The organism is Pseudoalteromonas sp. T1lg23B (genome assembly GCF_002964665.1).
GTDB lineage: Bacteria > Pseudomonadota > Gammaproteobacteria > Enterobacterales > Alteromonadaceae > Pseudoalteromonas.
In genome coordinates, this window is the sequence record NZ_PQBZ01000013.1 from 391,803 (window position 1) to 412,821 (window position 21,019).

Annotated in this window: 16 protein-coding genes and 1 pseudogene; 5 read left to right on the forward strand and 12 right to left on the reverse strand. The window is 45.3% G+C overall.

Annotation, left to right across the window (positions count from 1 at the left end):
* Positions 1 to 47: 47 nt before the first annotated feature.
* Both C2M32_RS05380 and C2M32_RS05385 read right to left on the reverse strand, forming a co-directional pair.
* Entirely contained in the window at positions 48 to 794 is a 747-nt protein-coding gene (locus C2M32_RS05380; protein WP_105167463.1) for a hypothetical protein, read from the reverse strand.
* A gap of 210 nt (positions 795 to 1,004) precedes the next feature.
* Positions 1,005 to 3,124 (reverse strand): annotated as a pseudogene (locus C2M32_RS05385) (S8 family peptidase).
* Positions 3,125 to 3,561: 437 nt separating this feature from the next.
* Between C2M32_RS05385 and C2M32_RS05390 the strand changes: the two are divergent.
* Positions 3,562 to 4,749, forward strand: coding sequence for an NAD(P)/FAD-dependent oxidoreductase (locus C2M32_RS05390; RefSeq protein ID WP_105167464.1), 1,188 nt, complete (start codon positions 3,562 to 3,564; stop codon positions 4,747 to 4,749).
* An 85-nt stretch (positions 4,750 to 4,834) separates the two neighbouring features.
* Here C2M32_RS05390 and C2M32_RS05395 read toward each other — a convergent pair whose 3' ends face one another.
* On the reverse strand, positions 4,835 to 5,263 hold the full coding sequence (locus tag C2M32_RS05395; protein WP_105167465.1) for a tautomerase family protein: 429 nt from the start codon (positions 5,261 to 5,263) through the stop codon (positions 4,835 to 4,837).
* A gap of 168 nt (positions 5,264 to 5,431) precedes the next feature.
* On the opposite strand from C2M32_RS05395, the gene C2M32_RS05400 reads away from it, so the two are divergent.
* Complete coding sequence (locus C2M32_RS05400) at positions 5,432 to 6,319, forward strand: LysR family transcriptional regulator (protein WP_199886121.1); 888 nt, start codon at positions 5,432 to 5,434, stop codon at positions 6,317 to 6,319.
* 417 nt (positions 6,320 to 6,736) lie between these two features.
* Here C2M32_RS05400 and C2M32_RS05405 read toward each other — a convergent pair whose 3' ends face one another.
* The 8 genes from C2M32_RS05405 to C2M32_RS05440 form a co-directional block, all read right to left on the reverse strand.
* The gene (locus C2M32_RS05405; protein ID WP_105167467.1) at positions 6,737 to 7,009 is read right to left on the reverse strand and encodes a hypothetical protein; all 273 of its coding nucleotides are present in this window, start codon (positions 7,007 to 7,009) and stop codon (positions 6,737 to 6,739) included.
* A gap of 91 nt (positions 7,010 to 7,100) precedes the next feature.
* Positions 7,101 to 7,316, reverse strand: coding sequence for a DUF6500 family protein (locus C2M32_RS05410; protein WP_105167468.1), 216 nt, complete (start codon positions 7,314 to 7,316; stop codon positions 7,101 to 7,103).
* 154 nt (positions 7,317 to 7,470) lie between these two features.
* Positions 7,471 to 8,499, reverse strand: a complete 1,029-nt coding sequence (locus C2M32_RS05415) for a PepSY domain-containing protein (RefSeq protein ID WP_105167469.1) — start codon at positions 8,497 to 8,499, stop codon at positions 7,471 to 7,473.
* Positions 8,499 to 9,233 carry a hypothetical protein gene (locus C2M32_RS05420; RefSeq protein WP_105167470.1) on the reverse strand — a complete coding sequence of 245 codons (735 nt, stop codon included), beginning with the start codon at positions 9,231 to 9,233 and terminating at the stop codon, positions 8,499 to 8,501. The genes C2M32_RS05415 and C2M32_RS05420 overlap by 1 nt, the downstream gene beginning before the upstream one ends.
* Entirely contained in the window at positions 9,217 to 12,375 is a 3,159-nt protein-coding gene (locus C2M32_RS05425) for an efflux RND transporter permease subunit (protein ID WP_105167471.1), read from the reverse strand. Before C2M32_RS05425 ends, C2M32_RS05420 begins: the two co-directional genes overlap by 17 nt.
* An 11-nt stretch (positions 12,376 to 12,386) precedes the next feature.
* Positions 12,387 to 14,129 (reverse strand): efflux RND transporter periplasmic adaptor subunit, encoded by a 1,743-nt coding sequence (locus tag C2M32_RS05430; protein WP_105167472.1) that lies wholly within the window; start codon positions 14,127 to 14,129, stop codon positions 12,387 to 12,389.
* Positions 14,129 to 15,520, reverse strand: a complete 1,392-nt coding sequence (locus tag C2M32_RS05435; RefSeq protein ID WP_105167473.1) for a TolC family protein — start codon at positions 15,518 to 15,520, stop codon at positions 14,129 to 14,131. Before C2M32_RS05435 ends, C2M32_RS05430 begins: the two co-directional genes overlap by 1 nt.
* Positions 15,521 to 15,626: 106 nt before the next feature.
* Positions 15,627 to 15,995, reverse strand: coding sequence for a hypothetical protein (locus tag C2M32_RS05440; RefSeq protein WP_105167474.1), 369 nt, complete (start codon positions 15,993 to 15,995; stop codon positions 15,627 to 15,629).
* Positions 15,996 to 16,342: 347 nt separating this feature from the next.
* On the opposite strand from C2M32_RS05440, the gene C2M32_RS05445 reads away from it, so the two are divergent.
* Complete coding sequence (locus tag C2M32_RS05445) at positions 16,343 to 18,142, forward strand: GGDEF domain-containing protein (RefSeq protein WP_105167475.1); 1,800 nt, start codon at positions 16,343 to 16,345, stop codon at positions 18,140 to 18,142.
* Positions 18,143 to 18,229: 87 nt separating this feature from the next.
* Positions 18,230 to 19,084 (forward strand): substrate-binding periplasmic protein, encoded by an 855-nt coding sequence (locus C2M32_RS05450; protein ID WP_105167476.1) that lies wholly within the window; start codon positions 18,230 to 18,232, stop codon positions 19,082 to 19,084.
* 71 nt (positions 19,085 to 19,155) lie between these two features.
* On the opposite strand, the gene suhB is transcribed toward C2M32_RS05450, so the two are convergent.
* Positions 19,156 to 19,959: an inositol-1-monophosphatase gene (suhB, locus tag C2M32_RS05455; RefSeq protein WP_070991837.1), complete on the reverse strand. Its 804-nt coding sequence runs from the start codon at positions 19,957 to 19,959 to the stop codon at positions 19,156 to 19,158.
* A gap of 251 nt (positions 19,960 to 20,210) precedes the next feature.
* Between suhB and trmJ the strand changes: the two genes are divergently transcribed.
* Positions 20,211 to 20,945 carry a tRNA (cytosine(32)/uridine(32)-2'-O)-methyltransferase TrmJ gene (trmJ, locus tag C2M32_RS05460; protein WP_105167477.1) on the forward strand — a complete coding sequence of 245 codons (735 nt, stop codon included), beginning with the start codon at positions 20,211 to 20,213 and terminating at the stop codon, positions 20,943 to 20,945.
* The last annotated feature ends 74 nt before the right edge of the window (positions 20,946 to 21,019 follow it).

Below are 21,019 nucleotides of genomic sequence, written 5' to 3' on the forward strand. Positions count from 1 at the left end.
GGGTAGGGCATTGGTAAGTGTACGCTACCCTGTTGAACAATGACACGTTAGAAGTTATCTACATTGAGCTCTCGGCGTTGCTGCTGTTCACTGATATGCCAAACCTCCACCGCACGGGTCGTTCCACCAGTGCTTTTACAAATGACTTCGTTAACCAATACGCCGCTTCGGGCATCGTATTTGGCTGCTCCTTGAACACTCAGTACGTCACTATAAAAACCGATGTTATGGCGTTGATTGAGTAGATTAGGTGTTTGTCCAACTAGTGTGTTGGCATGGCAAAATCCATCTGGTTCACCATTATCAATATTCAGTAATGCCTGATAGTTCACATCCTGAAAGAACCCTGGTCCAAAGCCATTTGAGTCACTCCAATTTGCGACAATAAGTTGACTGTTGAAGCTAACTTGTGGTGCAGGAGCTAACTTATGTTGTAATGTTTGGTTCTGTCCTTGCTCGTCTGTACATTGCGCCTCGACATATTTGGCGCGAGTTTCATAGCCCTTGGCAATGGTGCCCCACAAGGTTTTATTACTCACTGTTAAGGTAGCAATGAGCTCATCATTATGTTGATCATACACCGCCGCAGAGTGGCAGGGGTTTGGATTGGTCATGTGTGGCGTGTATATACTTAAATTGTAAGCTGAACTTGATTGCGTGACCATGGCGTCAATGGGGGCGTTGTTGTAATACGTAACACGACCTGCGCTGCCATCGGTATCATAGGTAACTAGGTCTGCATGTGCTCCGACACTTATCAAACCTACCGTGAGTAGTAGAGCTGTTTTCTTCATTACTTTTTCCTTGTTAAAGAATAGATTGAGCCTGATGCTCGACAGTTACCTTAGAGTCTCAAAGGTGTTTTTTAAAGTGAATTTTTCTATATTAGGGTCGAAGGTATGGGATCAAAAATAAAAAATCGGCCACAATTTACATCGTGGCCGATTGGGTGTTTACAACAGTATTAAATACTGTAGTTATGACTTGCTGGGGGAACTCTCAGCTTATGGCTTGTACTGTGCGTCCAGTGTTAAGCCAGAGAACGTGCTGTAAGCGTAAAGGCTGATGTTCCAAGTACCTGCCGCAGGGCTTGAGAAAGTACAAGTTTCAGAGTTACCGTTGTTCCAAGAACGACAGTCATAGCTTGATGCGCTAGGCTGACCACCTTGTTTAACGTATAGGTCTGCATCGCCAGAACCGCCACTTGTAGTAATTGTGAAGCTGTTCATGCCCGCTGGTACGTCGATAGTGTAGTGTTTCCACTGACCACGAGTACCTGATAGGTTAGTTTCAGTTGCGCCGCCGCTACAGGGCTAGTAGTACCGCCTGTAATATCAGCTTGTAGGCTAACTTGTGAGTAAGCAGAGTAGCCGTTAAGCATTACCCAGTACTGACCTTGAGTTGGATTGTCGATAGTACAAGTTTCGCTGTTACCGCCTTTATAAGGACGACATTCCCAGCTGCTTAGAGTTGGTTTAGAACCCGCTTTAACATATAGGTCAGCGTCGCCTGTGCCACCGCTCATTGCTACAGTTAGCTTGCTTGCACCAGCTGGTACGTCAACATAGTAGAATGCTTGGCTGTCTTTAGCACCACTAAGGCCTGTTTTAGCAACACCATCTTCTAATTGATCGTCGCCAGTAGGTGGGTCAATAATGTCACCTTTTGCTTTTGCAACGGCCGCAGCTGCATCAACAATACCTGTACCACAGCTTGTACATGTTGCAGGGAAGCTACGAGTTGTTGTTTTCAAGATGCTTTCAATTTCGTCAGGCGTTGCACTTGGTTTAGCTTGCTTGATAAGCGCAGCTACACCCGCTACGTGTGGCGCAGCCATTGAAGTACCTTGAGAGTAGTGGTAGCTGTCTGACTGAGGGCCATTGCTGCCTGAGTTGTGTGTAGATAGTACACCTTCAGAGTCATTAGCAAAGCTTTGTGCGCCACCCGGTGCTGCTACGTCGATAGAAGTACCATAGTTAGAGTAGTATGCACGACCACCGTTACGGCCAACAGATGCAACGTTTACTACACCGCTACAGTTACCTGGGTTGTAGTTGTTAGCGTTGTCGTTGTCGTTACCTGCTGCGATAACGATTACAGTGCCGTTTGCACGAGCTTGGTTAATCGCGTTTTGTGTTGTAGAGCTACATGCACCGCTGCCACCTAAACTCATGTTGATAACGTCAGCTGGGTTTGCGTTTGCAGGAACACCTGATACAGAACCACCTGATGCCCAAATGATACCGTCAGCGATATCTGAAGTTAAACCACCACATTTACCAAGTACACGTACTGGTACAACTTTCGCGTCGTAAGCAACACCGGCAACACCTTCACCGTTGTTAGTTACTGCAGCAACCGTACCTGCTACGTGAGTACCGTGCCAGCTTGAGTCACGTGCGCCGTGTGTGTATCCACACTCGTTTGCAGTTACCGCATCGCCTGGATCGCTTGCATCGCTATCACGAAGGCCGCCGTCATTTGCTACATCTAGGTTTGAGATCATGTCGTAACCAGGAAGTATGTTAGCGTTTAGATCTGCGTGTGGACGGTAACCTGTATCAAGTACCGCAACTGTTACACCTGCACCTGTTGCACTGTCCCAAGCCGTTGGTAGGTTCAAACCACCGTTTGCTTCGAAGTAGTGCCACTGATCGCTATAACGCGGGTCATTAGGTGTTGCGAAAGGTTGTAGCATTTGGTCAACTTCGATGTACTCAACGTTACCTGATGCCGCAACTTCTTGCATGAAAGAGTTCGCTTCAGCAGCAGATAGCTTCTTATCAACACGCATAACGTGGTGGTTGCTAAGTGCCATAGGGCGAACATATTGCGCTTTTACATTTGATTTTTTGCTCTGAAAACCTTGCACGAAGCTTTCAGCACGCTTTCTCATTGCTGCAGGTGATACATCGGCATCCGCAGTCATCATCATTTGGTCATTATTCTTGTACTTGATAATGAACTGAGTACCGAAGTTACCTTGATGTTGTAACTTTGCAGATGTTTGCGCAAAGTTTAGGTTCTGAACTGTGAATTCTGGATTAGCAAAAGCGGTATTTGCTGTGAACAGTGTGGTCATTGCAAGTGACAATGCACCTAATTTGAACTGAGTTGTTGTCATAAGATCCCCTGACATGTTGTATGTTTCATGTTGTATTTTTGTATTGGTCGGTGCACATAAGTGCAACCTAGACGTTACAGAACGTAAAGTTACGGTTAACTTTTTAAAAGAACTGTTTTGTTATTTACATTGATAAATTTGTTATAAGTGGATGGCTATATGACATTTGGGTTACATTAACTGGTTGTTTTAAAAGCTTTTACTCTACATTGTTGCAAGGGGATGAAATGTGATTTTGTTATGTAAATGAATGTAAATGTAGCTATGTTTTTACTCAATTGGTAAAAAAATGTTCAATCACCTGTTCATTATTAACTATTTTATGTGTTCGTTTTTTGCGCACATTAGTGACAAATTATTTGGTTTTACAGTACTTATTCTGATCTGGCAGGGAATATAGGTATAATGCCGCCATATGATGGTTGGTTGAGAGAAACATGTCACAGTTTGATGTAGTAATTATTGGTGCAGGCGCGGCAGGATTAATGTGCGCGGCACAAGCAGGCTACCGCGGGCGCTCGGTTGCTGTGCTGGATATGGGCAAAAAGCCAGGCCGAAAAATTCTTATAAGTGGCGGTGGCCGCTGCAATTTTACCAATGAAGGCGCATCACCCAGCAATTACTTATGTGGTAACCCACACTTTGTAAAGTCGTGTTTAAGCCGTTATACCCAACATGACTTTATTGAACTGGTAGACCGTCATGGTTTGGCATATCACCATAAAACCCTAGGGCAGTTATTTTGCGACAACAGCGCTCAAGATATTGTTGATATACTTACAACAGAATGTGACTGGGCGGGTGTACAAATATTTTTACGCAATGAAGTACTCAGTGTACAAGCCAAAGAACAGGGCGGTTATATTGTCACCACCAATGAACAAACCTTTGAATGTGAATCTTTGGTCGTAGCCTCAGGCGGGCTTACCATGCCCAAACTGGGTGCAACCCCCATTGGCTATAAAATCGCCGAACAATTTGCTTTAAAAGTTTTACCTACCATGGCCGCATTAGTACCCTTTACTTTGCATGAGCACGACAAGGTAAGATTTGATGGTTTGTCTGGAGTGAGCATTCCCTGTGAAGTGAGCAGTCAATGTGGCACCACATTTAAAGAAAACATTTTGTTTACACATCGTGGGCTCTCTGGGCCTGCGATATTGCAAATATCATCATTCTGGAGAGCAGGGCAAGCCGTAACAATTAACCTGTTACCAGAGCTAAACCTGAACGACACCATTCACCAATGGCGCAGTGAAAGCCCTAGCAAGTCACTGAAAAACGCCTTAGGTGCAATTTTACCTAAGCGTTTTGTGGAAGTGCTTATAACGGAGCAAGCCATCCCCGACAAAGCCATCAACCAGCTCACCCATAGTGAAATTGACGCCATCGCCAACTACCTACACAACTGGCAAATCAAACCCAACGGCACCGAAGGCTACCGCACCGCCGAAGTCACCCTAGGCGGTGTAGACACCGATGAACTGAGCTCAAAAACCTTCGAAGCCAAAAAGCAAAAGGGTTTGTACTTTATCGGCGAAGTCACTGACGTCACCGGTTGGCTCGGCGGCTACAATTTCCAATACGCGTGGAGCTGCGGCTTTGCTGCGGGGCAGGCGGTTTAGGAGCAAAGCAATTAGGCGCGAGCAGATCGCGTTCATGAGCTACTTTGGTTTTATATGCCCTTACCATAAGAAGGGCATAGAAGAACTAAGCGACAATGTTCATGGCGGCTTTAACATCTTCAATACTGAAAATTGTGCCAGCGCCAGCCCAGCCCCCGACAGGAATTTCATCCATAAGTAGCCAGTGATTTAAGCGATTGTTGAATTGACCAATACTTGAGTTAACAATGTCATTAATGGTCAATGCAAGCGCATTTCGATCAGATTGCTGCAGCGAACCTGCCGGTGTTGTGATACGGATCACAACTGGTGGCTGAGCGTGATTTTCCTTACCTATGTATACATCCTCTTTAGGTAACTCTTCAAAAAACACCCAAGCTAAAGATTGTGCACCGGGATCGGTCACTGAAGCCTGCTCTACACGTAAAACGGCATCGTTAATTTTGGCAACAAACACATCTTGCGTGTGTTTATCAAAGGTCCCGTGTGCGGCGGTAATACGAATGTGTGGCATGTTTATTTTTCCTTATATGAGTGGATAGATCAGAGAAGTAGAGCGGGGCTACATCTCTTAAACGCCTCTACACTATAGGGTACTCAAATAAGTTCGGGTATGCTTTTTATTTTACTTTTAGTGTGCAATATTGCACATGTTAGTTTTTACTCATGTAAGGAAGAGGCTTTGAACTGGGATGATTTTCGCTACTTTTTAGCATTGGCAAGGCAAGGCTCTGTTAGTGGTGCAGGCCGAGAGCTCAATGTAAAACACACAACGGTGGCAAGGCGTATTGCCGCTTTGGAAAAGTCACTTGGTAGCCAACTATTTGACCGAACGCCACACGGCTATGTGCTGACGCAAGTCGGAGAAAATCTTGTTCCGCATGTCAACGAACTTGAAGCGGTGGTATTCAATGCTGATCGAGAGGTATTTGGCATGGACAGCCGGCTAAGTGGTATATTAAGAGTTGCCTCTTCTTATGATTTGTTTAGTCGCTTGATCACCCCATATCTTCATGAATTTTCTGGGATATATCCTGACATTATTTTAGAGCTTGTATCGTCTACCTCTTTGATTGACTTAGGCAGCCGAGAAGCTGATATTGCCGTGAGAATTAGCCCCAAACCACCTGAAAATTTAATTGGCACCGATGTAGTACAACTCGGCCATGGCGTTTACGCAAGCGAAACCTACCTATTGAGTCACCACAAGAGGCAAAAGTTAATTCTCTGGTTAAATGAAACCACACGCCCCGAATGGGCTGAGCAACACTTTCCAGATGGTGACATTGTTGCCAGAGCAAGCGACGTGATTAGTATGATGGAACTTGCCAAAAATCACATGGGTATAGCACGGCTCCCGTGTTACGTGGGCGATTCTGAGCCGACACTACGGCGAATAGACTTGCCCTTAACACCATCAAATTGGAAGGTTTGGGTTTTAAGCCACAAGGATTTACGAGATACCGCAAGAGTTAGAGCCGCTCGTGCATTTTTTATTGAGAAACTTAAAGCACAGCGCCACTTGATAGAAGGAAGCGCCTCTAATTTTATGAAACTAGATTTGCAATAGAGTTGCGTCCATACGTTTAATGATATGTGGGAGTTTAAAAACGCCGCAGTGTGGTTAGCGTTGTTGGAAATCATCCAGAACCTATATTTGCTATTCAGCACCATCGCGCATCGCCCTGAACCAGAATTCGTCACCCTGAACCAGAATTCGTCACCCTGAACTTGTTTCAGGGTCTATGTCACCCTCAACCGACACCCGTCACCCTAAACTTGTTTCTGGGTCTCAAAGTCTCAGGATTTAGCACTCAATGATTATCAAGGTAACAAGATCCTGACCTTCGTCAGGATGACGGTATGTGGGATTAGGATGATGGCGTAATGGTTAGGATGACGGGGGGGTATCTGGGGTCATTCAGGATGAAGGTGTTACGTGAAGGTTGTATCAGGCTCATGGTGTGCGTGAGCATCAAAATCAAAGTTAGGCGCTCTTCCTATCATTATCTAGTCCATCACCATCTGCTTCTTTTTTCTTAGTTTGTTCTTGTTTGGCTTTTTCTACGTTTTTAAACACTGTGGGAGGAATAGGAAAGAGCGAAATTAATGGAAAAAAAGCTAGTAAAATAAAGGCACCCTTGGGCATTTTCTTGCCCCATTTCACCATGGCGAACATCGCTCGAATTACTAATACGCTGGCTATAAAAATGGCAAAGTAGGTGATTAAAGCGATGTAGGAGTCGGTTAGGCCAAACATTTCTTTGTGCTTTACTCATCAGCTAAAACAATAAGATGAGGTTAAATCGCTAATTTTCAATAGCGGCTCTAGTCACCGATAACCGCGCTGGTTACATTGCTTCTACCATCTCTTTTATTTTGATGGCTTTTTCAAAGTGGTCGAGCTGGTGGGTTTGGATCCACCAAGTAGCGGCTTCCATCAGCAGTTCTGGGTCGTCATTTTTGTTGGCAAAAAAGGCGTAAAAAGATAACCCAACGTTGTCGCCCTTGGCGGCAATTTTTTTATTACATGTCTCGATGATTTTGGCCCGTAGACTCGCTCGCATTGTTTTTACTCCTTGTTTTTAAAATAAAATATATGAGTCATTGAAAGTCGCGCATTGTTGATGGTTGTTGTGAAATATACTCAGCGGCAAAAGAGACAAGCTAGCAAAAGTAGGCTGCTTGTTAGCTTGTCTTTGGTTAACGCACTATGGGAACTTACTGCGCTTTGGCTGATTCTTTGTTTGTACGCACAGTAATATGCGTCACTTCACTCGCCTTATGCTGGCAGGCTAGGCGGTATCCCTCGGCTAGTTTCGACTTTGATAACCGTGCTTGTTCAGGGGGGGTTATTTTTAATGCTTGCTCGCTGTGTATTCTGCATAGCCCACACGTGCCACCGCCGCCACAATTGGATGGCAACAATACATTATGCTGCGCCAGTGCATCAAACAGAGTTTCTTGCGTGCTTAGGGTGAGCACGCTACTTTGTGCAGTAGCTTGGTCGGTCACTGTCACTTGTTGGCTACTTGGCTTTAGCATTATGCGTAACTGTCCGGATTTAAAACGTTCAACCAACCAGGTGATCCCTGTCATTGACAGCAGCAATGATGCGATGGCAAATACAATGATCAGCCAGTGATTAAACCCGCCAGTATTGAAGTAGTCCATAAAGTGCAGTTTGAGCATTAAATCATGTAGGCGACGGTCGTCATTAAAGTGGCCGAGTACCGCGCCAGAGCTAGCCTCAATATAAACATTGGTATGGTTGGCATCATCGAGCTTCACCTGCCAAACCGGGTTTTCTTCACGGGGCAGCTCATCAATCGGTGGCGTGAGTAGATGCGCGGAGGTAATGCTTACTGCGCCATCGTATGATTTGAGTGCAATGGTACGCACCAAGGTTTCGCTCAGAGGTCTTATGTCGCCGCTGTGCGCATCGACCAAGGTGACGTCTTTGTGTTGATAACCGTGCGCCCCTGACTCAAAAGTGAGTTGATAATAAGGGTGTCCCAAAATCCAAAGTAGTTTGAGTTGTTTAGCGTTATCAAACGCCAATTGACTCAGCGGCATGAGCGGCTTAGAGTGCGTTGCGGCGTTATGATCCACTGAGCGAAGGTGCACAGAGCCAGAGGCTTTTTGGTGGTCCATCAGATTAAAGTACAGACCCGTACCGAGCCAAATTAACAACTGTATGCCAACCAACAGCGACAGCCATTTATGCAGTGATGTATTTAACTTAAACATTACTTAGCCCCCGCTTGACTAGTGTTGAATACCCGTTGATAGGTCAGTACCGCGCCCATACACGCGGCGACACAACCGAGCAGCGCAATCAGCAACAAAAACCAGTTGGCGACGTTTTCACCATCGTCATAATCCATAATGTGAAAACGCCACATCCAGTCAAACGCGCGCCAAGCTAGATGGCGGGTGGTGACAACCTCAGCGGTGTGCTGATTGATATAAAACGTGGGGGACGAAAATCCTGCAAAGGTAATTTGCCATACGGGAAGATGGCGGGCAGAGAGTTCCGACGGTGTGTTTTCCACGTCCTTAATAAGAGTAGCGGATGCAACTGCTGCGGAACCGGTAAAGTGATACTGCGCTACGGTTATGGCTTGCGCCTCGTTGAGCGGGGCTAACCTTTCACCTGAGCTCGCATCGACAAGTACTTTGCCCTGCGCATGGGTCATAAAACGATAAACCTGTTTATCGAGCAGGTATCCAAGCGTAATATTTTGGGCATGAGGGTACTCACTGAGCAAGTCGCTCAGTGAGTAGTTTACTTTGTTAAGCGCCAGCGTTTGACTCGATTGCTGTGGTGACGCTTCACGAAGGTGTTCGACACGAAGGTGTTCTCCGTGAATAAAGTGAATGTCCATACTCACCATATACAATCCCGTTAGCGACCAAATCAAAAACTGTATGCCAACAAAGGCCATTAGCCATTTATGGTATTTCCTAATCTTTTTTATCATTATTATTTAGGCCTTGATTGAGTAAAACTACCTCTCGGTACTTTACCAAGCTATAAAGGGCGGGCAATACAATTAAGGTGAGTAACACGGCGCTACTCATCCCGCCGACCATAGGCGCAGCAATTCGGCTCATCACCTCAGACCCTGTACCTGTGCCGTACAAGATAGGTAGTAAACCGATGATGATGGTAGCAACGGTCATCATCACTGGACGCACCCGTAATCCAGCACCATGAAGCAAGGCTTCACGGTACATTTCTATGCTGATTGACTTGCCTGTTTGCTGGGCGTTTTCTTTGAGTTCATTGAGTGCCTGATTTAAATAAACCAGCATGATCACACCAATTTCTACCGCCACGCCAGCCAGTGCGATAAAGCCAACGCCAACCGCTACTGAGAAGTTAAATCCTTCTAGATACATCAGCCATAGGCCACCAATCATGGCCATAGGTAAGGTGACGATGATAATTGCCACTTCTCTAAAAGCCCTAAAATTGAGGTAAAGCAAGATCACGATAATGGCCAGCGTTAACGGCAGCACATAGCTGAGTTTGGCTTTTGCACGTTCCATGTATTCATATTGCCCCGCCCAAGTGATTGAATACCCTACGGGTAGGTCAAGATTTTCTGCCAAGTATTGTTTGGCGTTCGCCACGTAGGTACCCACGTCTACACCATCAATGTCGATAAACGTCCAACCATTAATGCGGGCATTCTCACTTTTAATGCCCGGTGGTCCGTTTTCGATATAAACGTGTGCCACATCACCTAGCGCAATACGCTCCCCTGATGGAGTAACCACAGGCAAACGTGCTAATTGTTCAGGTGAATCGCGGTAATCTTGTGGGTAACGCAGATTGACAGGGTAGCGCTCTTGACCTTCTACGGTCTGAGTGACGTTCATACCGCCAATTGCAGTGGCGACAACCTGCTGTACATCAGCAATATTCAACCCAAAACGGCTAGCCTTTTGGCGAGAAATATCCACCTTGATGTAACGGCCACCGGCAACCCGCTCTGAATAAACCGAAGCGGTGCCTTCAACATTGGGCAGTAGACGTTCAATTTGTTGACCAATTTGTTGGATAACATCTAGGTCGGCACCTGCGACCTTAATGCCAACGGGAGTTTTAATACCGGTAGCCAGCATATCAATGCGAGTTTTAATCGGCATCACCCAAGCATTGGTCAGTCCTGGAAACTTCACAAGATTATCAAACTCAGCCTTGAGGCTATCGGTTGTCACCCCTTCACGCCATTGTGATTTAGGTTTTAACTGAATAAAGGTTTCGATCATGGTCAAAGGTGCTGGGTCGGTCGCGGTTTCGGCGCGGCCCACTTTACCAAATACATTTTCTACTTCAGGAACGGTGCGAATGAGTTTGTCGGTTTGTTGCAATAACTCACGTGCTTTACCAATGGAAATGCCCGGATAAGTCGTCGGCATATACATTAAATCCCCTTCATCAAGGGGAGGAATAAATTCACTACCTATCTTATTGATGGGGTAAAAACCAATGGCTGTGATGGCAATGGCCAAAGCGATGGTGAGTTTTGGAAACTTCATCACTTGCGTCAGCACTGGCATATATAGCGCGATGAGCATGCGATTAAGTGGGTTCTTCTTCTCTGAGATCACTTTACCGCGAATGAAGTAACCCATTAACACCGGCACCAAGGTAATAGCAAGTCCAGCTGAGGCGGCCATGGCATAGGTTTTGGTATAAGCCAGTGGTGCAAACATGCGGCCTTCTTGCGCTTCTAAAATAAACACAGGCAAGAAAGATACGGTAATGATGAGCAAGCTGAAAAACAGTGCTGGGCCTACCTCAGAGGCAGACTTAGCAACGATTTGCCAGCGGTTTTCATCGGTCAGTGGGGTTTTTTCCATATGCTTATGCATGTTTTCGATCATGACGATGGCACCATCCGTCATTGCCCCGATGGCAATGGCAATACCACCAAGAGACATGATATTAGCGTTGATCCCTTGCATGTACATGATGATAAAAGACACCAAAATGCCCAACGGCAAAGTCACCACAGCAACGATAGATGAGCGTAAATGGAATAAAAACACCACACACACCAGCGCCACAACGGCCAGCTCTTCAAGTAGCTTACTCCAAAGGTTATCGACCGCATTTTCAATCAATCGAGAGCGGTCGTACACTGTGACTACTTCAACCCCCTCGGGGAGTGAGTTTTTCAGCGACGCGAGTTTTTCTTTCACGCCATTAATGGTCTTTTGCGCGTTTTCACCAAAGCGCATGACCACAACGCCCCCGACCACTTCACCTTCACCATTTAGCTCTGCAATACCGCGGCGCATTTGTGGGCCTAAATTAACCGTTGCCACATCGCCCACTCGAAGTGGTGTGCCTTGTTCATTGATACCCAGTGGTATTTTTTCAATGTCGCTGACCGATTGAATGTAGCCTGTGGCGGTGACCATGTATTCGGCTTCTGCCATTTCTACCACAGACGCGCCCGTTTCCTGATTACCTCTTTTTAGCGCCGTTTGAATATGGTTAAGTGGAATGTTGTAGGCGCGCAATTTATCAGGGTCAACCTGTACCTGATATTGCTTGACCATACCCCCCACAGCTGCCACTTCTGATACACCAGGGACGGTTTGTAGCTCGTACTTTAAGAACCAGTCTTGAATACTTCTTAGCTGGCTTAAGTCATGTTTACCTGTTTTATCTGCCAACGCGTAAATATACACCCAGCCCACACCGGTGGCATCAGGGCCAAGTTGTGGTTTCGCGCTCTCAGGGAGACTGGCTGATACTTGACTCAAGTACTCTAGTACGCGGCTTCTTGCCCAATATAAATCGGTGTCATCATCAAAAATAATGTATACATATGAGTCACCAAAAAATGAGTAGCCGCGCACAGTTTGCGCACCGGGCACGGAGAGCATGGCGGTGGTCAATGGAAAAGTCACCTGATCCTGAACCACTTGCGGCGCTTGGCCTGGGTAACTAGTTTTGATGATCACCTGTACGTCCGATAGATCCGGAATGGCATCAACGGGCGTGTTTTTAAGGGAGAACACCCCAGCAAAAGCGATGATGAGCGTTGTCAGCAGTACAAAAAAGCGATTGCCGACGGACCATCGAATGATAGCTTCAATCATGATTGTGCTCCTTACTCGTGGCCCGTATGTTTACTATGGTCATCGTCATTCATGACGGTCTTTGGCTTTATCTCTACCACCACAAAATCATCTCTAATTTCAAAGGTAAAGGTAACTTCATCACCAATTTTTATATCGTCAAGACTCACGTCTTCAGCGATCATAAAGTCCATCGTCGCGGCGGGGCGGTTCCATTTTTCAATCGCGTCGCGGCTAATATTCACAATGCGGTTGTCTACATCAATGGCATTGACGAGACCATCGACCGTTGCGCTGCTCACTTGCGGTTCAGAAGAACCCTGCGACATAATGTGAATGCCAGTGAGTTCATAACTGCCATCCTCTGTTTTACTTACTTCAAAATGCAGTGTTTGCCCAGCACTAAGGGCGTTGATATCCACCTTTTCAGCGACCGTAAAGTCCATGGTCATGGTTGGCCAATCCCATGCTTCTACTGGGTCGTGAGTGATGTTAACCATGCGGTGGTCGGCCATCACGTCATTTACTTCCCCTTGCACCCAAACTGAGTTGGGTACTTTGTCATGGGTCATACGTTTGAAGTCGGAGTTTTTGCTGGACTCTGAATCTATCAAGAATTGCGCAGAGGTAACGATTTTATCTTCTTCGTTGAGGCCTTCTAAAATTTCGATTTTGTCTTTACCGACTCGACCTATCGTTACTGCAATCGATTTAAATTGTCCGTCACCAAGGGCCAGTACCACACGGTCTTGCTTGCCTGTTCTGATCACGGCTTCTTTTGGTACTAGAATAACGGGCTCATCAAGATTGGTATGAATGGCCACCTGAGCAAACATGTTGGGTTTAAGCTCAAAGTTGGGGTTATCGAACTTGAGTCTGACTCGCAGCGTACGGGTTTTGCTATTTAGAGCAGGGTAAACATAGTCGACCGTCCCATTCCATTGTTTTCCGGGCAGATAATCAAGGGTCATAGAAACGGGCTGTCCTTGTGAAATCAAAGAGGTATCACGTTCAAAGACTTCGGCTTCTACCCACACTTGATTGAGCTGAGCAATACTCATCAAGGTTGTACCGGGCTTCACATAAAACCCTTCACGAATTTTCAAACCATCAATAACGCCCGACTGAGGTGAATAAAAGGTGATGGTTTGCTGTACTTTCTGATTTTTTTCCAACGCATTGATGAATTGCTCAGACAGTTGTAGCGCCTTTAAACGATCTTTCGCCGCGCCTATCAAAGAGCCATTATTACGCTTTAGCGCTAGCAATAGCTCTTCCTGCGCATTAACCAACTGGGGAGAATACAGAGTGTACAAGGGCTGGCCCTTTTCAACGGGGTTTCCCGCGGCCTTTACATAGAGCTTCTCTATCCAGCCATCAACACGCGGATGGATATGAATTAATTTGTCTTCATCATATTGCACGTAACCTACCGTTGAAATCTGAGTATGCATCGCTGCATATTCAACGGGGGCAGTTCTGACGCCCAAATTATTGACCACATGAGGGGCAATCTTAACACTACCGGGACCTGCATCATTTGCTCCGCTATCTTCCTCATACACAGGAATAAGATCCATGCCCATCGGAGATTTACCCGGTTTATCGCGACGATAGTTAGCGTCCATCGGGGCCACCCAGTACAGTGGCTTTTTCTCCTGAGAATCAGAAGCTTGAGTTTGTTCGCTATGATTTTCTGGTAGTAAGCTCATCGCCGCAGTGCCAAGTGCAATACCGACAAATAATGCGATGAGGGTTTTGTGATTTGAAGACATTAGTTTGCTCCCAAAGAATGAGACTGCGCAGCAGCAGGTTGAGTGGCTTGTGTAAGCAAGTAATTAATACGGGAAACGGCTTTCAGCGCATCCACATCAATTTTTAACGCGGCAATACGGGCGTTGAGTTCGGCAATACGTGCTCGTACAACTTCGGCAAAGTCGCCATCATCACTGGTATAGGCGGTCAATGCGGCTTCAGCTTGATAGTGAGCCTGTTTTAACAGTTGTGTGGCATACAGCGCTTGTCTATCTGAGAGGCGATTGAGTAGCTTAAGCTCTTTTTCAACGGCACTAATCATTTGTTTAACCATCAATAACTTGTCGGTTTTAACTGCCTCTGATTCGGCAATGGCGGCGGCGACTTGTTTATCTTGTTTGTTTTCAGTGAACAGCGGTAAGTCAAAAGTGACACCGACCGAGAAGAGATCAGCGCGACTCATGCCTGAGGGCATATCTTCACGATAGCCATAGCTTGCGTTCACTCCCCACTGTGGCTGGTATTGTTGTTTGTTTAACGCAATGGTTTGTTCAGACACCTGCTGTTTAACATCAATCGCGCGATTGACAGGGTGGTTTATTAATAACTTAGCCAGCTCATTGCGCGAGTAATTCGCAGGTTTAAGTAACTGTGCATAAGCCAGTTCAAGACGGGGTAACTCGCCCGATACGGTTAGAATGCTTGTTTGATTATCGAAGTCATAGGCTGCGGCAAGATTGCTTGCGTCATAAATGTGCAGCCATTCGTTAAGCTGTGCAATTGCCGTTTCGAGTTTTTGTTGCTCGACTGTCAGGCGGTCTTCAAGCTGAATAAGCTCTAACTGAGCACGTACAACGTCCTGCTGTCTGGTTTTACCTACCACACTGGAATAACTGGCTTTGGCAACCTCAGCAATTTGCTCAAATAGCACTCGGTCTTGTTTGATCAAAGCAATGGTTCTTTGTGCCAGATAAGCGTCTAACCAAAGCTGAGTGACATTACTTTGTAATTTGGCTTCTCTATCTTGTCTTTGCAGCGGAAATTGTGTCGCAGAAAGCTTTAGTTGATTGCTTTTGATTGCCAGACTGTCACCTCGGCCGAACATCTGTGATACACCCACCTTAAATTGGGTCATGCCTTCTTGCGCAAAATCCCAGCCATCGGTTGGTAAGTTCATCATTCCTATCGACACTTTCGGGTCGGGTAAGGTATTGGCCGCAACACTGGACTGTTCAACCGCTCGTTGCTTTAGCTGGTTGCCATGCAACCAAGGATCGTTTTGTTGAGCAAGCTGTATGGCCTGCTCGAGAGAAATCGTGTGTCGTTGTTCGCCAGCTGCTGTTTTAGCCGCAACGGTGATCGGCAGCGTTAAAGCTATCAAAACAATATTTAAAAAATAGTTGTGCTTCATATGTGTGTCCCCAGAGTTAACTGGACTGATTTATGCGCTAGATTAACGCAGTAATAATTATTAAAAATATGCTGTGCCTGTGAATTTTGGGCGCAATTACCCTGTATTAGGCAAAAATCGGTGGACGATAGAGAGAACTAGAGATGGCGCGAGGAGCCTGAGGGAATGAACGAATGATGACTTCCGAGTAATACAGTGCCGACGTTGTTGCCAAATATGAGCTTAGATAATGAATCGAAGTACAAGCACTGGCAGGACAGGTGCAGTCGGTATCACAGCAATCTGCTGCGCTGGACATGTTACTGTGGTCCATGTTAGCGCTCATAGTCATTTTGGTGCTGTGATCCATGGTCATCATTGCTTGATGGTTATCCAATGACATATCACAAGGCATAGCAGCATACGCCAACACTTGCCCTGTAAAGGCAATGAGCATTGAAAGCGTCACTAATATGGTTGAAAGTGATTTGAACATAACAAAACCGATAACTGAATCACCGCAAATGCTACGACAATTTTATTGCCAAGTAAACATACAGGTTGTATCGGTGTGACATTACAGCACCGTGTCGCTGTCGTCTATTTGTGATTTTCATGAAATAAAAGTGCCATTGAGCGTGAATAAAATTCATTTACCAGTTTTAGAGGTCGCTTTTATTGCTTAGCCTAGGAGCGCAGGGCGCTGGCAGCATGTTAGATTGGTTTGTTGCTGTATTTCGAGTAATGATAATGGTGTCAATTCCGATTTTTGCCACAAAAATGTCATAAAATCTTGCTAATTTGCTGGGCTATTATTTGGTCGATTGTTCGTTGGTTACAGGCGTGAATGAAGCAGCAGAGCTAGAAAAACAAGTATTAGAAAACATATTAAAACACGGCACTGTTAATACTTTATTTCAGCCCATTTATGATATTAGCAAGCAAGATATACTCGGTTTTGAGGCATTGAGCCGTGGTGTAGATTGTTTGGAAATGCCTGACCAGTTGTTTGCTGCTGCTGGGATTCACAACAAACTGTCTGAACTGGAATTATTATGCCGAGAAAAAGCGATAGAGCGGTTTGTCTCACTGCAATTACCCGGTAAGTTGTTTTTGAATGTGAGCCCTAGCACATTACTAGACCCGAGCCATCCGCGTGGCGAAACACGCCACTTAGTGCAAAAGCATGGGTTGGCTGCTAACAGGGTGGTTATTGAAGTTACAGAACAAGATAAGGTGGATGATGGCTTTTTATTGCTAAAAACCATCGAGCATTATCGTCGACTTGGTTTTAACATTGCTATTGATGACTTAGGAGCTGGCTACTCAGGCCTTAAACAGTGGTCAGAACTCTGCCCTGAGTATGTCAAAGTTGATAGATACTTTATTGACTACTGTGATCAAAGCATTGTTAAAAGAGAATTTTTAAAATCCATTATTGAGCTTGCAAAAGCGACGGGAACATCGGTGATCGCTGAAGGGATAGAGCGAGTTGAGGAACTATCATTGCTCGAGAAATTGGGCATAGTGAATGCTCAAGGATATTTGCTTGCTTACCCTCAGAGTGAACCTACGATTGAACTTGAGGCCAGTCAGTGGTCGGCCCTAAACTTGACGCCGAAAATGAATACGACAGAGCAATCAATCGCGATTGGCTGGTTAGCCATGACGCAAAGTGCCATACACCAGTGCACGCAATGTAAGGATGCCCATAAAAGCTTTGAGTCGGATAAAAAGCTGATGAGCTTAGCGGTAGTAAATGATAATCGTGAGCCGATAGGGTTATTGCATCGAGATCAACTAACAGAAGTGTTCGCCGCACCTTATGGACACGCGTTATATGCTAAGAAGTCGGTGATGGAACTGATGGACAAGCAGCCGTTAATAGTGGATGAAAATGCTCAACTGGATCAAGTAAGCCAGCAAATAACAGAGCAAGAGTTTGATATTCGTCGCCATATTATTATCACTCGAGATGGATGCTACCTAGGACTTGCGCCGCTAAGAGATATTCTCAAACATATCACTGAAGAAAAAATTCGCCATGCACAGCACGCCAACCCCCTCACTATGCTGCCAGGTAATGTAGCGATAAACGAAGCAATTGAAACGCGCTTGCGAAAGCAATCTGACTTTTCATTGGCATACATAGATTTGAACCATTTTAAGCAATTTAATGATTTATATGGCTATGCAAGTGGCGATAGTGTGATCAAATTGCTCGCCGATGTAACGGTCAACGCGTGTGAACAAAGCCCATGTTTTGTTGGGCATATCGGTGGCGACGATTTTATGGTGGTGTTTGATGCCGATGATGCTGAGCAACTTTGTCATCAAATTATCAATGACTTTGAACAACAATCTAAGGCCTTCTTCACGCCTGAACATGTTAAATCAGGTGGTTATTGGGCCACCAATAGAGAGGGGCAAAAGCAATTTGTACCCTTGCTGACACTGTCCATTGGCTTGGTTAGACCTGATTTAGACAATTGTAAGAACAGTCATCAGGTGGCGGCACTTGCGACAGACGCCAAAAAAGAAGCCAAACGATATAGAAACAGCTATTTGTTTGTATGTAATAGGCGTCGTCCGAGTGTGTCTGTGGTGAAGATAGAAAAAGATCAGGCCGAGTGCTCAGCATAAACTGTGTTGTTCTAATTGGTGGTATTAAAGCTTGAGTAAAAGCTCTGCTCGGTGTAGCGTTAACAAAAACAAGTTTGGAACACAGATATGCGTAAACTCGTATTGCTGTGCCTATTGTGTAGTTGGGCTGGTTCATTAGTTGCGGCAGAAACCATTTATGTCGCCAAAGAGCAACGTACCTTGTACGATAGAGACTTGTACTTGTACGAACTATTGGAGATGTCACTCAAAGCTGCTGGTTTTGAGGCTCAGATAGAGCATGTAAAAGTACATCCTCATCAACAGCGTACGCTGTTGGCTTTGAGCCAAGGCGAAGTTGACCTGCATTGGAGTATGACGAGCCCTGAGCGAGAGCAGTTGGCAACGGCCATTCCTGTTCCTTTGTTTAAAGGCTTTATTGGCAAGCGTGCTTTGCTGATTAATAAGATGCAATTATCGCAATTTGACGATATTGACTCGCTTCAAGCGTTATCCAAACTGACCGCAGTGCAAGGGCATGATTGGCCTGATACCAAAATTCTTGGTCATAACCATTTGGATGTAAGGCCCATGGCGAACTATCAGGCGATGTTTGCCATGGTTTCGCGGGGCCGCCTAGATTATTTTCCTCGTTCATTTATTGAAGTTGGCGCTGAATTAGCCACACAGAGCAGCGACAATTTGATGATTTTACCTAGTCTTTATTTACAATACCCCAGTGCGTTCTATTTTTTCGTTAATAAAGACAAGCCAAAGCTTGCTAAGGCACTCTCGCAGGGGCTGGCAAAGTTACAAGCGACAGGTGAGTTTGATGCGTTATTTGAGCGCTATTTCGCAAAGGTACTGGCTCAGCTCCCTTTTGATAACGAGACCAAAGTGTTGATACTACAAAACCCTTATTTTCAAGGTGTGGAACAGAGCTCAAAAGAAGACGCTAAATGGGCTTTAAATAGTAACAAATAACGTTAAAACAAAACGAGTAGACAATAAAAAAGGAGCTTACGCTCCTTTTTTATATGACTGCCTCACCGCTATTAACGTAGTAGTGATTCAGTTAATACAGGGCGGATTTCTTTCACGATAAGCTGACAAAGCTTAGGTGCGCCGCAGATCACGTTGCCACTTTGGTTGTAGCTTGCACCACCGGCAAAATCCATAACCATACCACCGGCTTCTTTTACCAGTAATTCACCCGCAGCTGTGTCCCAAGGCTTAAGGCCGATTTCAAAGAAACCGTCCATGCGGCCTGCCGCAACATACGCCATATCCAATGCTGCTGAACCCGCACGACGGATATCCGCAGTGTGTACAAACAGCGCTTTAAAAGCTTCGGTGTAAGCGTCGATGTGATGTTTTTGCTTAAATGGGAAACCAGTTGCAAGTACAGAGCCCGCTATTTCGTTACTTTTAGTAACACGGATACGCTTTGAGTTTAGCTGTGCACCTTGACCACGAGACGCAGTGAATAGCTCGCTGCGAATAGGATCGTAAATCACCGCCTGTTCAACGCGGCCTTTAACTTTTAATGCAATAGAAACGGCGAAATGAGGAATGCCTTTGATGAAGTTAGTTGTACCATCAAGAGGATCGATAACCCACTGGTAATCTGCATCTTTGCCTTCAATAACACCTAATTCTTCACCGACGATAGAATGGTCTGGATAGGCTTTAAGGATAGTATCACGGATGATCGCTTCAGCGTCTTTGTCTACGTTTGTAACAAAGTCATTAGTGCCTTTTTGTTGGGCTTCGACTTTTGATAAATCTTCACATGCACGTAAGATCACTTTACCTGCATTACGCGCAGCGCGTACCGCAATGTTTAACATTGGATGCATAGCATTACCTTTGGGTTGTAAAAGAACATATTCATATAGAGCCGGCGTATTCTAGCGATTTTTGTCACAAAGTAAATAACCTGTCGCAAATAAAGTTGCTGCTTTTTTGTACTGTATTGTTCTGGATAAGGAATTAGTTAGTCTGGATCAGAGGGAATGTTGCGTTCAGGTCAGTTAGAGCGCTTTTTACTATGGTGAGCGCTTGATGCTGTGATAAACTTCACAATTATTTTTTTGAGACTGGTTAATCAATGGCATTAGAAGACATTCGTATTGTGTTAGTAAACACATCTCATTCAGGCAACATTGGCTCTGTAGCACGGGCAATGAAAACAATGGGGCTATCTAAACTTTATTTAGTTGATCCTGCCTGTGAAGTAGACAGCCACGCCAGTGCTCTGGCTGCGGGTGCAACGGATGTTTTAGGTAATGCGACGATTGTCAGTGAATTATCACAGGCAATAGAAGAGTGTGCTTTAACCATTGGCACCAGTGCTCGTTCACGCACATTGTCATGGCCTATGGTAGAGCCGCGCGAGTGTGCGCAAAAGTTAGTCAGTGAATCTGAAACAGGCCCTGTGGCTTTGGTGTTTGGTCGTGAAAATAGCGGCCTCACCAACGAAGAATTACAACTGTGTAACTACCACGTATGTATTCCAGCGAATCCTGAATACAGTTCATTAAACTTAGCTATGGCAGTACAAACACTGACTTACGAAACCCGTATGGCGTTTTTAGACCGTCAGGAAAAACAGCCTGAAGAAGATGACGCTGTATATCCAAGCGCACAGCAAATGGCACTGTTTTACGAGCACTTAGAGAGCACGTTAAATGAAACGGGGTTCATTATTAAGCAACATCCCGGCATGGTGATGACCAAGCTTAAGCGTTTGTTCAATCGTGCCCGACCAGAGGATCAAGAGCTAAATATTTTGCGTGGCATTTTAACCTCTATCAATAAATCTACCCGCCAAAAATCAGAGTAAGCCAAACTGTGGTGATGGACGTGCTGACCAGTGGCGTTAATTCGCTCCAGCACGTTCTACGAGACAAGAATAAT